Source organism: Paenibacillus xylanexedens, from assembly GCF_017874615.1.
GTDB lineage: Bacteria > Bacillota > Bacilli > Paenibacillales > Paenibacillaceae > Paenibacillus > Paenibacillus xylanexedens.
Map to the genome: position 1 here is coordinate 87,868 of NZ_JAGIKV010000010.1, position 15,090 is coordinate 102,957.

Genomic DNA, 15,090 nt, shown 5'->3' on the forward strand with positions numbered 1-15,090 from the left:
CCTGTCAATCGGATTACCCACAATCCCAGCAGGAACCTAACACAAAAAAACAAGAACCTCCGGAGCTTACACCCAGTTGCTCTTGTTTATTGTGTCAGGACTCTTTACGAATATCTTCCAGCATGGAAATGGCATCAACCAGATGATTGTCAAAAATCTGTTTGGTGACTGCCAGCAGGTCCCTAATCAGCGGATCACGCAGTGAATAGGTGACGGTTGTCCCTTCTTTGATTCCGTGGACAACGTTTTTGCTGCGCAATACAGCCAGTTGCTGTGAAACGGCAGAGCCTTCCGATCCCAGAATGCTTTGCAGTTCATTCACGTTCTTGGCTCCTTCACTCAGCAGCTCCAGAATCTGAATCCGCATCGGGTGTGCCAACGCTTTGAAAAAATCCGCTTTAAACTGTTGTATGCTCTGATTCATACGCTATGCCCCTTCAATCGAACTTTTGAAGATGCAAATATCATAACATAGAACGGGTACCATGCTTTACTCTAAGAGTAAACGGTTTGATGGAAAAATGAAGATTGACCTTGAAGTACACTTCAACCTTTATACTTTACTTATAGTCTCCACAGACCGTATATCGGAACGTTAGATACCAAGAAATTTTTTTCAACACGCGAGCTTACCCGCAAACACCTGGATCATATGGGCTTGGAAAACATTAAACCTTATACCTTGGGTAAAACAAAACTGTCATCTTCCATCAAAGAGCGCTCCCATGAAGACATGCAGGTGTTCACCTTAAACGATCAGCATTCCCGTGAAGCTCGACAAACTGCTGACGGATCAAAGAATCGATCATCAAACGTACGTTTACCCATGTCTTTGTCCTCTATCCGATTCCGGAAGCCAGGGATGCACTGCGTAAAATAGTTAACATCATAAAAAGCTCAGCACATGAAGCTGGACAATAGACTGTAACGCCTCCCCATAGCCATTTGGCAAAAGGAACGAAAAAAGCTCAATCCCTGGACTAACGCCACCGGATTGAGCTTTCTTGCTGTTATTCTGTCATCTAAATATTATTTATATGAACCATATTCAAACCAGTCAAAGTCCGCTACCTGATCGGAAGAAGTACCGTTGCTGCTGCTAAACATTCCGATACAACAGCCAACAAAGCCGCCGGCTACTTCAGTGCTCAAGCTGCTTGTATCCACCTGTTCCGCCACCAGATGATACTGACTTCCATCTGTGCTGTAATAGAAGTTTAGTTGCTGACCTGTTGCGGCCAGTTTGATATACAACCGCGATACATCACCCTCCAGCGCGATTTGCGCAATGTGGGTATCCTGACCATCTATACAGGTCAGCACACGCAGCACCTGCTGTTTCTCGACCAGAGCACGCTCAATCCGTACGTGATACAGATCGTTCTGAATGACGACAAGACCAGCCGTTTCATTGGCATTCCCGGGCACAAATTCCATCGCTGTAGCTGCGACATAATCCATATGCCTTTGACGCAGACAAACAAAGCTGGAATTTTCTTTTTCCTTCAATGTTTGCGGTTTCAGCTTCAGTCGCAAGTATCCTTTTCGTTCGGTTAATGAATAGAGATCCTCCTGAGGATTGCGCAGGAACATCCATTGCAAGCCCAGTTTATCACTGTCAAAATGGTCAAATCGCAGTTGCGACTCTACCGGAACAGGCTTCAAATCCAACGTGCCCTGCTCCTCCAGGATGCCGCGGCCCTCATTAACAACAGGCCATCCGTCCTCCCAAACGACAGAAGCAAGAAACGTCTCCCGCCCCAGGTTGCTATAGCTCCCCCCATATGGACGCGAAGCAAGCATGACCATGAACCATTGACCGTTCGCAGCCTGCACCAAGTCGGCATGTCCTACATTAACAACAGGGTAACGTTTACCCAAATGGCGATGTGTAATGATTGGATTATTCGGATTCCCGACGTATCCTTCGGTCAAACTTTTACTACGAGCAATGGTCACCGCATGGTTTGGCCCTGTGCCTCCCTCTGCAATCAATAAATAGTAATATTCATCGATCTTATACAGATGCGGTCCTTCCGGCCAGATAACATCCACCATCGCCCCGCGCCACAGAACGTAACTGTCTCCCACCAGCTTCATACTGTCCAGATCCAACTCCCGCAGCCACACTTCCCAGTTCCCATTGTAACGAACTCCCTCAGAGCAAGGACGTGTACCAAGGTAATACGCTTTGCCGTCATCGAAGAAAATCGTAGGGTCTATGCCTTCGGCGCCTTCAATAAAATAAGGATCTGACCATGGCCCAGCTGGGTCGGTAGCGGTTACAACAAAATTGCCGCCATGTGATACATTGGTTGTAATCATATAGAAGGTGCCTTCATGATACCGAAGCGTTGGAGCGAATATCCCCTGTGAATGGCCTGCTCCCTGAAGATTTAATTGCGAAGGACGGTCCAGCACATTGCCAATCTGTTTCCAATTCACTAGATCACGGCTCTGAAAGATCGGAACGCCAGGAAAATAGGCAAATGTTGATGTCACCAGATAAAAATCTTCACCCACCCGGCATACGGACGGATCTGGATAAAACCCGGGCATAATCGGATTATTAAACGTGCATTGTTCGCTTTGATTTGCATTTTTCATTCTTTTACCCCTCCAATGGTTAGTCCAGTCACAAAGTATTTTTGCAAGAACGGATACAGTAAAACAATCGGCATTGCCGTCACAACCGTGATCGCTGCACGAATGGATACAGGCGTCACCATGTTGGTTACATTTTTGAATGAATCCACGTTGACGGTCCCCCCCTGTGAGGTCGCAGAGGATAACAATTTCATCAGTTCATACTGCAAGGTGGTCAAATTCCGATTCCCCGCCGTGTACAACATGGAGTCAAACCAGGAGTTCCACTGACCTACAGCAATAAACAGTGCAACCGTAGCCAGAACCGGCTTGGATAAGGGAAGCACGATACGCATGAAAATCCGAAAATCTCCGGCTCCATCCATCTTCGCGGATTCAATCAATCCCTCCGACAGTCCCTGAATGTAAGTACGAATGACGATCATGTTGAACACCCCGATCAACCCGGGAATAATGTATACCCAGAAGCTGTTCAGCAGCCCCACTTGTTTAATCAGCATGTATCCCGGAATTAAGCCGCCGCTGAAATACATCGTCATGACAAACAGCGTTGTGACCAATTTGTTAAACATATACTCCTTGCGGCTCAGTACATAGGCCAGCATGGCTGTACAGAACAGCTGTACAACCGTTCCCACCACCGTTCTGGCGACCGAAACAAATGCGGCTTGTGTCAGATTCGGGTTCTGGAATACGGAGACGTAATTTTGCAGCGTCCATTCCCTCGGCCAGAGATAGATCCCGCCGCGGATCGTATCCAGCCCGTTATTGAAAGATACGGCAATGGTGTTTAAAAAAGGATATAACGTAACAACCATGACAAGCAACATAAATATGCCATTGGTGATGGAAAAAATAGAGTCTCCCAAGCTTCGGTTTCTACTAAATCGTTTCACAGCTCTGCCCCCTTATCATATCAATCGCTCTTCACCAAGAGACTTGGCAATCCCGTTGGCGATAAATATGAGCACCAGACTGACCACACTTTTGAAAATGCCTGCTGCGGTGGCAAGTGAGTAGTTGCCGAGATTAATCCCGTATTTCAAAACAAAAATGTCGATCGTCTCGGATACATCCTGCACAAGTCCGTTCCCCAGCAAGTATTGAATCTCAAAACCCGCGTTCAGTACGTTACCAACGTTGATGATAAGCAGGATAATAATCGTTGGTTTGATGCTTGGAAGCGTGACATTGAACATTTTACGAAACCGTCCGGCTCCGTCGATGGAAGCTGCCTCGTACAAGCTCGGATTAATCGACGCCATGGCCGCCAGATAAATAATCGTGCCCCAGCCAATTTCCTTCCACATGCTGGACAGACCTACAATCCCCCAGAAGTATTTGGGTTCGGCAAAAAAATTGATCGGTGCATCAATCAGGCCCAATTTCGTCAACAGCACATTCACTATTCCTGTTTCCGTTGATAATACATTCGCAACAATACCTGTTACGATGATCCACGACAGGAAATGTGGAAGGTAGGAAACCGTCTGTACCACGCGTTTGAACAATACCATTCGCAGTTCATTCAATAAGAGCGCCAGACCAATTGAGCCGACAAATCCCAGAAACAGACTGATCAGGCTCATCGCCAGCGTATTGCGAATGACACGTAAAAATGTAGGGTCCGTGAATAACGTTCGAAAATGATCCACTCCAACCCAATCTTGCTCCATAAAACCAATGCCCGGTCTATAATTCTGAAACGCCATCAACCAGCCCCATAATGGTCCATACGCAAAAATAGCGATAAACGCAATAAACGGAAATGACATCCACATTAATTGTCGCTGACTTTTCATTCTGGACAGGTTGTACCCGATCCAGCTTGTTCCCGCTGGGATATGGCTGGTTTTTAACGAAGGCTGCAGCTCCTTTTTGGCCATGTTTTTTCTCTCCTTGCTTACGAGTTTATCTATATCACCCAGTCTAGGTGAATCGATTCCATTCCTATCCAATCTCCTAATCTAGCGTGTAAGAAAGGCTACGGGGTTCCCCATAGCCTTTCTGTGTGACAGGCCTTTATCCCCACAGTTCCATACGTCTGCGGACTTCTTCCGTCAGCGCATCTTCATACGCTTTAATATCTGCACTTTCCTTGAGCGTGGCTTGATATTCTTCCCAGGCCTTATCAAATTCGGCTGGTGAAGTCATAATCACTTTTGGCAGCCATTTGCGTTTTACATCATCCATTTTCTGTCTGGCGATGGTCTCCGGTTTATTCGGTTCAAAATTATAGGTATAGATTGGGAACCACGGTTCATTTTCCTCCGCAGGCTCAAGGAAGTCGGTAAACTTCGTATATCCATAAGCCTTCAGCACTTTTTTGTCGATATCATTCAATGTAGCAAGGTACTCCTCAGGCTGCTCCTTAGGGTCAAGGGCATTCTTCCCGTCAGCGGTCATACCTTCATGATGCGGGAAATAGACCAACGGGCTTCCCGTGTTTGCCAGCACCCAGTCCGGATCTTTGGAATTCGCACGTTGCTCTTCATTCCTGGAGAACACGCCTTTGTCATCGACTTGATAATCCACGCCTTCCTGTCCCCAGGTTCTCAATACCTCCATCTCAGGGTCCAGCAAATCATTAATATATTGAAGTGCTCCCTCGATATCCTCGCAGCTCTTTGTAATGGCCAAGCCACCATTTACGTTAAGGATTGGATTGTTCTGATAACGCCCTTTAACATCCTCTGAGAGTGTAATGGACAACGGTACATAGGTTTTGTCATACAATTTTTGCTTCACGAGTGATGCCTCGGCGTCAAGGAACTGCCATCCTTGATCCACCATGCCCAGCACACGTCCGGTTGAAATTTTGGAGATATATTGATCATAGTTTGCTGTAAAGGTTTCGTTATCGACCAAACCTTGATGATATACCTCATTGATCTTCTTGAAATATGCCTTCGCTTCCGGAATGGTATTATAGTTTTTGGCCGTCAGCGTTTCTTTATCAACGATGGCTGCACCTTCGTTAGGATAACCAGCCATGAAGAGCGGAGGGTTCTCCAGTGCGAAATAACGCCAGTCATAGGAGATAATTTCAAATCCAATTGTTGGCTGACCATCAACGGTCGGGTGAGCTGCTTTATACCGTTCAATCAAGTCGAAGTATTGGTCAAGCGTTTTGATTGTCGGATAATTATCCCACTCCAGTACGGCCTTCTGAATCCAGAATGCTTCTCCGTCATGGGATACTTTCATCGATTTCTCTTGTATATTGCCGAATTGAGGAATGAAGTAGATATGTCCATCCGTCGTATTTTTCATCTTCTTCCAGTCTTCGCCCAGATAATTTTTGATGTTTGGATATTTATCGATGTAATCCTCAAGTGGTACTAACGCTCCTGCTGCTACCAGTTGCTGAGTACCATCACTCCCATCGATAAAATCGGGATATTCGCCGCCTGCAATGAGTACACCAATCCGCTCTTTAGCTGTTTGGCCTGTAAGCCAGTCCATCGTGACTCTGGCGCCTGTTTTCTCCTCAATAGCCTTTAACACCCGATTATCGTCAGGCGCAATTTTTCCCGGTACGGCAAAAAATGCGGAAAATTGTTTCAATTCCCTTCCATCTGCTGTCTTTTCCCCTTTCGAGGACGATCCCGGTGTACATCCAGTGAGTGCGATGACCAGTATTAAAGCGAGCAGAGCACTATACTTGATTCTTTTTCTAACATCCTTTTTCATCATGACCCCTCCATCGATTATATTGACAGAAGCTTTTTGGAAAGCGCTTTCCAAAGGCTGACTTAAAATTATCATGCTTCCATGCCCCTCTCAACGGGATAAACTATAGATGGAATCCCACTAATTCCAGCATCTACGAAAAAAAATATCCCGCCGCTCCGTCAAGGAGTGCAGGATGTTAATCAAGAGAGTACGCAGCATGGGCACTTTTACGATATTGTGCAGGAGTTTCCCCCATGAGTTTCTCGAACCGGCTAATAAAGTAATCGGAATCCCGATATCCCACCATTGTTGCGATTTCGTATACTCTTTGATCTGTTCTGCGCAACAGCCGGGCGGCTTCCTCAATACGCAATTGATTCAAATAATCACTGAAGCTGATTGAGAAATGCTTTTTGAAAATCTGACCCAGATATGCACTATTCATGTAAAACTGCTCCCCGAGCAATTTCAGACTGATATTTTCTCTGTAATGCTCGTGAATGAAGGCCTCGATTTTGGCTAATACGCCCATCGCATTTGACTTTTGCTGCTCCTTCAGTTTCTCTGCGCACATGAGCGAGAATTCGCATAAATGTTCAATGTTTTCCTCCATGGATAACATCGCGTAGTTCACCTTCAGAAAAGTCGATTCCATCAACCCCGAATCTGGAGTAACCGTATCGTTATTCACGAGATCCAGCAATGTGTATGCCAAATAATGCAAGTGAATGCGGACAATACCAGGCTCGATTCGCTCATCCAGAAAAAATTGAAAAATGGCCTTTGCATGACTGTATAACTCATCCGTCTGCTGTTCCTCAATAGACTTGACTAGCCCATCAAATAATTGTTTTTCGAACTGTCCCGGCCGATTAACAAATAAGGTCGTATCCATAAGTTCGAAGTAATAAATGGGCCTGCAAGTGGTGAAGAAACGTAAGCTTTTCATTATGCCGCAGGATTGATAAGACTCGTGCAGCGCCTCCAACTCATGTACTTCCTTCCCGACATAACAAGCAATAGCCGCCTCTTGACCATGGCTCAGATCGGCATGTAATCGGGTCAAATATTGCTCCAAGGTCACTGCCTCACGGTTCACCATCAGGTCCGTAACCATAAGCAGAACCGCATTTTTATCACCTGTGAAGGGCTTCAAAATTTGTCCCGGCAAGGGCTTGCCCACCCATGCCTCAACCCGAGCGCACCAATCCGTTCCCTGTTCTGGACCGGCTTCAGCCTCAATCAGGATGCAACGCAGTATTCCAACATCTTGATAATGGGGCTGCAGACTCGTAACAGCATCCTCCTCAGCCACCCCAAGCATGATTGACTGCATATGCTGAGCCATAATAATCCGATCTTTTTTTTGCTGAAATCGCTTCTCTTCCGTCCGCGCATTAAATGCGACCCTGAACTCCTCAAGCACCTGAACCAGTTCGGTCTTCACAATAGGCTTGAGAATGTAGTCATCCACCTGGTATTTAATCGCCTGCTTGGCATATCCGAACTCATAGAATCCACTCAGAAGAATCAGCTTGATGTCACCGTTATATTGCTCGTACAAGGTTTTGGCAAGCTGCATTCCGTCCATTTCCGGCATCTTAATGTCGGAAATCACCAGATCGGGCTGCATAGCGCGTATGCACTCCAATGCCTGCATACCATTGGAGGCCTGACCGCAAATCTGAAATCCGTAAGACTCCCAATCAATTAACAATAGAAGTCCTTGGCGAATAAATGGCTCATCGTCCACAATCAGCACGTTGATCATATCCTCGCTCCTTATTCTTGAGATGCCTGCATAAGAGGAATTTGAATGCCAATCGTTGTTCCCTTCCCCTTTTCACTGAATATGTGCACCTGAACGAAATCATCAAAATACATCCGCAGCCGAATATATGCATTCATCATACCAATGCTGCTAAGCTCACTCATCCGATCCATACTCGGGTCTTGCATCATTTTGCGGAGCGAGGCCAGCTTGTCCTGATCCATACCGACTCCGGTATCTCGAATGGAAATGTACAGTTCATTACTTCGAATTTCGAATAATACCTCCACGACCCCATCATTCGACGTCCCCTCAATGCCATGGATACAAGCATTCTCCACAAAGGTGAGAACGGTTAGCTTGGGTATCATCATGGCAGCAATGGATTCGTCTGTGATCCGGATTGCAAATTGCAGCTTTTCACCAAAGCGATACTGCTGGATACTCAGATAACTCTCCACAAAATTGATTTCCTCTGCAATTGTAATCAGATCATCGCCCCAATTGATCGTCTGACGTAACAGCAGTGCCAGTTTATGAATGACATCGGAGGTTTCAAGCTCGTCCTTGATCAAACTCCGCATACGGATCGTTTCAAGCGTGTTGAACATGAAATGGGGATTCACCTGACTCTGAAGGGCTTTCAGCTCCGCCTGTTTCTTGGAGAGCTCAAGGGCTTGCCGCTCCACCTGACCCTTAAATACAATCTCAATCAGGTTCTTGATCTTGATGACCATCATGTTATAACTATGGGTCAGGCTGCCGATCTCGTCCTTGCCCACAGGTCCCGATATCACCTCAAATTTCTCATGCTTCACTTGGTCCAGGTGCTTTGCTATCCGATTAACTCTGATGACCAGTGATCTGGATATCAACCAGATTAGCAGTGTCGGCACCAACAGATTAAGAATGATTAGTAAAGTCAAATTAAGCTTGGAATTAACAATCTCCGACAGAACGTCCAATTTCTCCGTGCTGACGACAATCTGCCAATCCTCGGATACGACGGGAATCGATTGCATGGATTGAACAGGGTCAATTGGACTGTTTGCAATCAGATTAAATGACTTGCGCATCTGATTCATTTTTGAATCGTTCGAGAAAATGACCCTGCCATCCGAAACGACATACACCTTCCCATTGGCTCCCTCATTTTTAAGCGATTTGTTGATGAAAGCGTAGTCCAGATCAACCTTTAACACCTTTTCAACCTGCTGCTCCCCAAAGTAATCCAGCTTGCGGATAATGCTTACTTTGCGTCCTCCCTGACTTTGCGACATCTCCGCCTGTTGTTTGTCAAAATACGAATAGATCATGATATGGTCGCTCGTGTTCATCAGCGCTTGATACCAATCACTTTTCTTCACCTCATCATCCAGCTTAATAAAGTTTCCTCCATTGACGAAGGTATCATTGCCAACATAAAACGTAATTTGATTCACCTGCTGGTAGCTGTAGTAGTACCTGACCAGATTGTTGTTGCTAAGCATATCATAGTAGGCAGAATAATAGTCTTCCTGATCACGATACTTGAACTCCATGAACCGGTTCAGCGTTCCATCGGTATAGAGAAAATTGGACACATACAAGCTATTGTCTATACTGTTCCGCAGGTTGAACTTGATCCTTTGCTGCATTTCATTGAATCGGCTATGCTCCTTCTCTTCAATGTTACCTTTGATGCTTTGGTAAAACACGGTATTTGTGACCAGGACCGGGACCAGCACACAAAAAATGAACAATATGTACAACTTGGTTTTGAGACTCCAATCATCCAGAAACTGAATACGCTTACAGTATTTCTTTCGGCTCATGTTATGTCTTTGTCTCCTCTAACCATGTCATATATCAACATTATTATAACGAGTACAGGATGGGTTGGATACTGCAATCCAGGATTTCCGGGAAGCCTTTAATCAACCTCCCGTTCAACTGGCCCAACAAGACAGACACTAACACCCCACATATTTTCGTATGAACCCGATCTGATCTTAAGTCGAAACGGGTATCTCGTTATAATTTCAAGAGCATTTCGTACTGGCCCACATGATATGAAAAGCCTGATTTGACCAGGAGAAAATCTTGCATCGGTTTCAGATGAGACTCCACATTGAGGACACTGATTCTAGGCGATTCTGTGCGTTGCACCATCTCTGTCAGGATGCTGCTTGCAATACCTTTGCCCCGGTAATTTTGGTTCACTGCAAGCTGGGGAATATCACCTGTTTTTTTATCTATAATGCCATAACCAACAATGCTGTGATCCTGACGTGCTACCACATAGATAAAAGCCTCCGGTACAGCGTAGATGGAATCAATTGAATTTTGCCAGGAGGGCTCCACATCCCAAAATTCCTTAAACTGCTCCACATCGATTCTCTCCACACATTCCACCGTGGAGGTCGTTTGCGGTATGAATTGATCTTTTTGCAACTGGAAACATGAAAATCCCCTTTGAATTTTGAAGTTTTGTTTACTGTACAGCTGAACTGCAGATTCGTTGGATTGGATGACTTCCAGCAAATATTGCTCTACATTTTTTTCTTTTAACAGCTTTTGAATATTCAAGAGCAGATCGCTTGTAATGCCTTGCCGTCTGCAATCTTTTACAACGCCTGTCCCAAGGTCATATGCAGTTGCCTTTCCATTCCAGCTTCGGAGTCCATTGATAACAAATCCGACCATTCTCTCATCTTTAAAGGCTCCCATAGATATTTCGGGGTGATACCCCCTTCGTTGGAGCATCTGTTGAAACTTCCAAAAAGGCAAATCCATTTTAACCTGGTAGTCGGAGAACGCATCCACAAACGCCTCGTGAAGTGTCTCCATGCTTATTGTGTCCAACAATTTATAACTGTACATTAGGGCACTCTCTCCTTTAAAAAGATGAAAACAATAATAATATAGTAGAGCTCATGATCCCTATCTTTATATACATATTCTACTAGATAGTGTTAACACTATACATTGACACTCCCACCCCTAAAGGGGCAAGATCACTAAAGTGATTGGGATTCTTAGCTAAGCTTAACGTCCTCATTTCATTTCTGCTTTGGACAGATGCTAAGATTAGGGTATGCCATTACCCCTCCTAAGACAGTGCATATAGCATCTTAGGCTGATTGACTGTTACCGCCAATCACAGTTGCGTAGCGAATATTCATCGCCCCAACGATATCACGATGTCTCTTGAATCCACATGGGCACGTATATCTTCTATCTTGCGCCTTGTTCTTTTTTGAACATTCTGGACAGGTTTGACTTGAATATGCAGGGTTCACATATTCCACTTTGATCCCTGCCATGTTTGCTTTGTATTCAATGAATTGTGCCAAACGGTAGAATGACCATGTGTGTAGATTCTTTTCGTTTTTACGACTTGTTCTTGTCGTCTGCCTAATATTCGTTAGTTGCTCTAAGCGAATGACAGAAGTCTTATTTTCGACTGCGAAATTAACGATTTCACGACTGACTTTGTGGTCTTTGTCTTTCATCCATCGTTGTTCTTTATCATCTAACTTGCGAATAGCGTTCACTTTCTTTTGTTTTCCTAGTTTTTGACGAACACTACGAAACTTCCGTTTCTTGTATTTGTTTTCTCGCCCATTCCCAAAGAATCGAGCGTGATCATTATCTGTGATGGCTACGGCAGGGACTTTCAGCCCTAAATCAACGCCCAAAATCCGCATACCCGTTTTTTCAGTTATTGGCATGGTGACAGCAATTTGGGCTATCCACTTACCTGAGCTTTTCGTGACACGGAGCGTACCAAGTTTATGCTTCAAAAGGTCAACGTTTCGATGGTCCTTGTCGATGAACAATGCACGAATTTTTAAACGCTTAGATTTTCCCTCTACCATGAATGGAATGGAAATGTGCGTGAAGTCAAGAGAATAGTTTTGGTTATTCCATACGCAAATCGGTTTCTTTAGGATCGGTATGATTGCGTATTTACTTTTTTTAACTTTGGTAGAGAAGACACTATTCGCATCTTTAATCGCTTGATTTTTTACTGCACTTGGTAGATTAGCAGGAATGTCTTTTGTTGTCTTCTTCAACCTTTTCTTTTCTTCTACCATCTCGGCCACGAGTGTATTAACAACTCGGATATATTCATGACTACTTTGTTGCAATAGTTGGATCTGCTCTTTAGTCGGCAGCAGCTTTACCTTAACTGTTAGGGTCTGAGACAGTTACTTCACCCCCTTGTCTTTTGTTGTTCAACATAACGCTTGATGGTCTCACTTGATACATTTCCAGCGGTAGAAACAAAATAGGAACGTGTCCACAAACTGGGCAAATGCAGAAGGTGTGGAAACTCTTCTCGTAGTTTTTTTGATGTGACTCCTTTTATTTTTGCCATGATATCAGCAGGGCTTAATGTTGGAAGTGCATTGAGAAACATATGTGTATGGTCTTTGTCGCACTCCATGGCAACAATCACAATTTTAAGCTCTGCACATACCTCATGCACCAGTTCCTTGAAGCGCTGTTCTACCTCTAATTTGAGAAATATCTTTCTTCTGTATCGTGGGCAGAACACAAAATGATAGTTCAACAAAGATACGGTTGTGTTTGTTCTTCTATATTCATTCATATCTATATTGTATCAGTTTAATAGATGAATTGAAACAAACTAAAAAAATTAAGAAGGCAGACATTTCGGATACTTGAAGCATCACAATAGTGATACTCCGTATCCGACTTCACTTTCATCCCACATCTAAAGAATTTGGCTTTCTCGTTCGGGGATTCTGTAAGATCCGCAATATATACGTTAATGAAATTGATTCAACTAATAACTAAAATAGACCGCTCCCTGGTTAAGGAATACGGTCTATCGAGTCATTATTCTATGGGGATACCGATTTTGTTAAACCAATTTTGGTGATTACCGTATCATACGGCTCCAATTCCACGGTCTGTTTTCCATGCTCTGTATTGATCGTCGTGAACTGAACCTGATTGCTATTATTGATCACAACCAATATGTTGCTCTCGGGGTAGTAGGCGCACTCCGTATACAAGTTATCCGTGATGTACTTTGTTTCATGGAATTCATTGCCCGCAAATCGAATCAAATTCAGAAGTAGTCTTGTATTTTCCCAGCTGAATTCGAAGGAAGGTAAATAGATCCCTTTTCCTTTTCCAAAAGCATGTGTGGACAGTGTGATCTGACCATCCGTTTCACTCACTACAGCTGCTGATCCATCAGTTAGATAAATGTTATCTTTCGGAAGTATGCTGGCCCCCTCAGGCACCAAACCATACTGATCATTAACCTCATACGACCATTTTCCATGAACAACCCTTGCACCTGTATCCTCGTCCACTCCAAGCACATGCGCCATTCTAAAATAGCTGTCGTACCCATCCATTGCCGAAGGCTGGTTAATGCCAATAAAGGTACCACCCTCATACACCCATTGTGTCAATAAGTCCACAGACTTGTGGTCACTCCAGTGCTCTCCACCGCTCCATGCTGAACCTGCAGAGCCGGCATTGATGATAACATCTACATCCTTCAATGCGCCCTGACAAATATCATCAAAATCAATAAACTGCACGTCAACAGGCAACCCGGCTAATGCCTCATTCACATGAATCAGATCATGCATATGCGTTTCATGAAAATGACCGGACAAGGTCCACGATCTTAACTTGCCCCAGCTATGCAGCACGGCTACCTTTGTTTTGATCTGATACGGTTTTCCCTCTTGATGCAGCTCTTTCATTTCCCTGAATTCATGGGCAATCTTTTCGATATAATCCACAAAGTCCGGGTAAGGCTCAACCAGATGCAAATATCCACCCAGTCCAATCCGGTCAATCGACTCCCGCAGCAGCGCACGCCGGATATTAATCCAATATTTCTTCGCATCCAGGGTGGGGTCACCTCCCTCCTTGAAGGTAGGAAGTCCGCCTAAGCCAACCGGAAACAAGTAGGGATGCAACCGAATCTCATGGGTATCAGCCTTAACGCCGGAGCACATTCTTGCCTCATAACCAGAGAACACACATTTGATCATGCCGTCGAATCCAAATTCCTCAAAGCGATCATTGTACGGCTCCATGCCCACCCAGCTGTCATCATAGAAGACATACGCCAGCTTGTCATGCTTGTGCACAATATCAATTAATTTCTTACCGAATTCAATGACAAAATCATTGATAAATGCCATCCAATCCAGTTTGCGCTGATCCGCAGGCATATGAGTGACCTGATATTTACCGCCATTTACAAAGTCCTCGGCGGAGAGTGAATACCCATATTTTTGAGCAAACAGATCCAGTGCTCTCGAACTTACTGTGAAATCGTATGAACCCCAATCCGAGAACAGATGGCGATTCCGCTCATCACTGCCCCAGATCCAGGCGAAGTTATAAAATAGGGACGTAAAACGTACAACCGTTGTTTCCGGGTGGCCTTGGCACCACTTTTCCATCCAATCCAGCAAATAGGTTTGGGTGTCTGTATAGATCGGGTCAATCTGCATCAGATGCTCTTTGTCCCAATTATTCGTCGTGTGATTGTACATGGAAATCTCTTCCCATATCCGATAAACCATGAAACTCACCGTGTATTTATGCCAAGGAGCAACGCCGGTAATGACAACATTGCCAGATTCCCTTTCATAATTCCACTGTCCTCTAGGAACTTCTTCCCCAGTCGTTCGGTCGTACACCTGCCAATACTTAAACGCTTCTTTGGAATCATTCACCCTGAATTGTTCAGCAAAGAAGTCCTCCATCAGATAGATGGATACATAATCTTGTACAGCGACCTTTGGATTCGTTATTAGAAAACATTGCTGCAGCTTATCCAGATTACGGGATGCCCACTCATTATGATCCCGAATAATGCAAATGGTTGAATAGATGCCGTATCCGGCATTAATAATCTCATCGGACAACTTTGTACCGTCACTGTCACGGATCACATCCGCACCCCAGCGATCGGCAAGTTCCAGCGTCAGTGCTTCATAACCGGATTCTCCCGGTAGTGTAAAGGAGCCTTTGGTTGGTTTGGACAATGT

11 protein-coding genes are annotated in these 15,090 nt (G+C 44.6%); all 11 read right to left on the reverse strand.

The features are described 5' to 3' along the window. Nucleotides 1-94 precede the first annotated feature (94 nt). The 11 genes from J2Z28_RS14970 to gnpA all read right to left on the reverse strand — a co-directional run bounded on the left by J2Z28_RS14970 (nucleotide 95) and on the right by gnpA (nucleotide 15,087). Nucleotides 95-424 carry an ArsR/SmtB family transcription factor gene (locus J2Z28_RS14970; RefSeq protein ID WP_211083084.1) on the reverse strand — a complete coding sequence of 110 codons (330 nt, stop codon included), beginning with the start codon at nucleotides 422-424 and terminating at the stop codon, nucleotides 95-97. 605 nt (nucleotides 425-1,029) lie between these two features. Next, the gene (locus tag J2Z28_RS14975) at nucleotides 1,030-2,607 is read right to left on the reverse strand and encodes a glycoside hydrolase family 43 protein (RefSeq protein WP_211083085.1); all 1,578 of its coding nucleotides are present in this window, start codon (nucleotides 2,605-2,607) and stop codon (nucleotides 1,030-1,032) included. After that, nucleotides 2,604-3,503: a carbohydrate ABC transporter permease gene (locus J2Z28_RS14980; protein WP_036668326.1), complete on the reverse strand. Its 900-nt coding sequence runs from the start codon at nucleotides 3,501-3,503 to the stop codon at nucleotides 2,604-2,606. The genes J2Z28_RS14975 and J2Z28_RS14980 overlap by 4 nt, the downstream gene beginning before the upstream one ends. Nucleotides 3,504-3,518: 15 nt before the next feature. Beyond that, complete coding sequence (locus J2Z28_RS14985; protein WP_036606005.1) at nucleotides 3,519-4,493, reverse strand: ABC transporter permease; 975 nt, start codon at nucleotides 4,491-4,493, stop codon at nucleotides 3,519-3,521. 136 nt (nucleotides 4,494-4,629) lie between these two features. Continuing rightward, nucleotides 4,630-6,303 carry an extracellular solute-binding protein gene (locus tag J2Z28_RS14990; RefSeq protein WP_235200699.1) on the reverse strand — a complete coding sequence of 558 codons (1,674 nt, stop codon included), beginning with the start codon at nucleotides 6,301-6,303 and terminating at the stop codon, nucleotides 4,630-4,632. A 175-nt stretch (nucleotides 6,304-6,478) separates the two neighbouring features. After that, a complete protein-coding gene (locus tag J2Z28_RS14995) occupies nucleotides 6,479-8,053 on the reverse strand; it encodes a response regulator (protein ID WP_211083086.1) in 1,575 nt (524 codons plus the stop codon). Nucleotides 8,054-8,064: 11 nt separating this feature from the next. Further along, on the reverse strand, nucleotides 8,065-9,867 hold the full coding sequence (locus J2Z28_RS15000; protein ID WP_211083087.1) for a cache domain-containing sensor histidine kinase: 1,803 nt from the start codon (nucleotides 9,865-9,867) through the stop codon (nucleotides 8,065-8,067). A 199-nt stretch (nucleotides 9,868-10,066) separates the two neighbouring features. Next, nucleotides 10,067-10,915, reverse strand: a complete 849-nt coding sequence (locus tag J2Z28_RS15005; RefSeq protein WP_211083088.1) for a GNAT family N-acetyltransferase — start codon at nucleotides 10,913-10,915, stop codon at nucleotides 10,067-10,069. 251 nt (nucleotides 10,916-11,166) lie between these two features. After that, entirely contained in the window at nucleotides 11,167-12,246 is a 1,080-nt protein-coding gene (locus J2Z28_RS15010; RefSeq protein ID WP_211083168.1) for an RNA-guided endonuclease InsQ/TnpB family protein, read from the reverse strand. A 5-nt stretch (nucleotides 12,247-12,251) separates the two neighbouring features. After that, nucleotides 12,252-12,650 carry an IS200/IS605 family transposase gene (gene tnpA / locus J2Z28_RS15015; protein ID WP_047840510.1) on the reverse strand — a complete coding sequence of 133 codons (399 nt, stop codon included), beginning with the start codon at nucleotides 12,648-12,650 and terminating at the stop codon, nucleotides 12,252-12,254. A gap of 256 nt (nucleotides 12,651-12,906) precedes the next feature. Continuing rightward, a complete protein-coding gene (gnpA, locus tag J2Z28_RS15020; RefSeq protein WP_211083089.1) occupies nucleotides 12,907-15,087 on the reverse strand; it encodes a 1,3-beta-galactosyl-N-acetylhexosamine phosphorylase in 2,181 nt (726 codons plus the stop codon). Nucleotides 15,088-15,090: the final 3 nt, after the last annotated feature.

Bases quoted from the DNA above. Each gene is read 5' to 3' on its own strand.
- J2Z28_RS14970 (WP_211083084.1), bottom strand. From the start codon at position 424: ATGAATCAGAGCATACAACAGTTTAAAGCGGATTTTTTCAAAGCGTTG.
- J2Z28_RS14975 (WP_211083085.1), bottom strand. From the start codon at position 2,607: ATGAAAAATGCAAATCAAAGCGAACAATGCACGTTTAATAATCCGATT.
- J2Z28_RS14985 (WP_036606005.1), bottom strand. From the start codon at position 4,493: ATGGCCAAAAAGGAGCTGCAGCCTTCGTTAAAAACCAGCCATATCCCA.
- J2Z28_RS14990 (WP_235200699.1), bottom strand. From the start codon at position 6,303: ATGATGAAAAAGGATGTTAGAAAAAGAATCAAGTATAGTGCTCTGCTC.
- J2Z28_RS14995 (WP_211083086.1), bottom strand. From the start codon at position 8,053: ATGATCAACGTGCTGATTGTGGACGATGAGCCATTTATTCGCCAAGGA.
- J2Z28_RS15000 (WP_211083087.1), bottom strand. From the start codon at position 9,867: ATGAGCCGAAAGAAATACTGTAAGCGTATTCAGTTTCTGGATGATTGG.
- J2Z28_RS15005 (WP_211083088.1), bottom strand. From the start codon at position 10,915: ATGTACAGTTATAAATTGTTGGACACAATAAGCATGGAGACACTTCAC.
- tnpA (WP_047840510.1), bottom strand. From the start codon at position 12,650: ATGAATGAATATAGAAGAACAAACACAACCGTATCTTTGTTGAACTAT.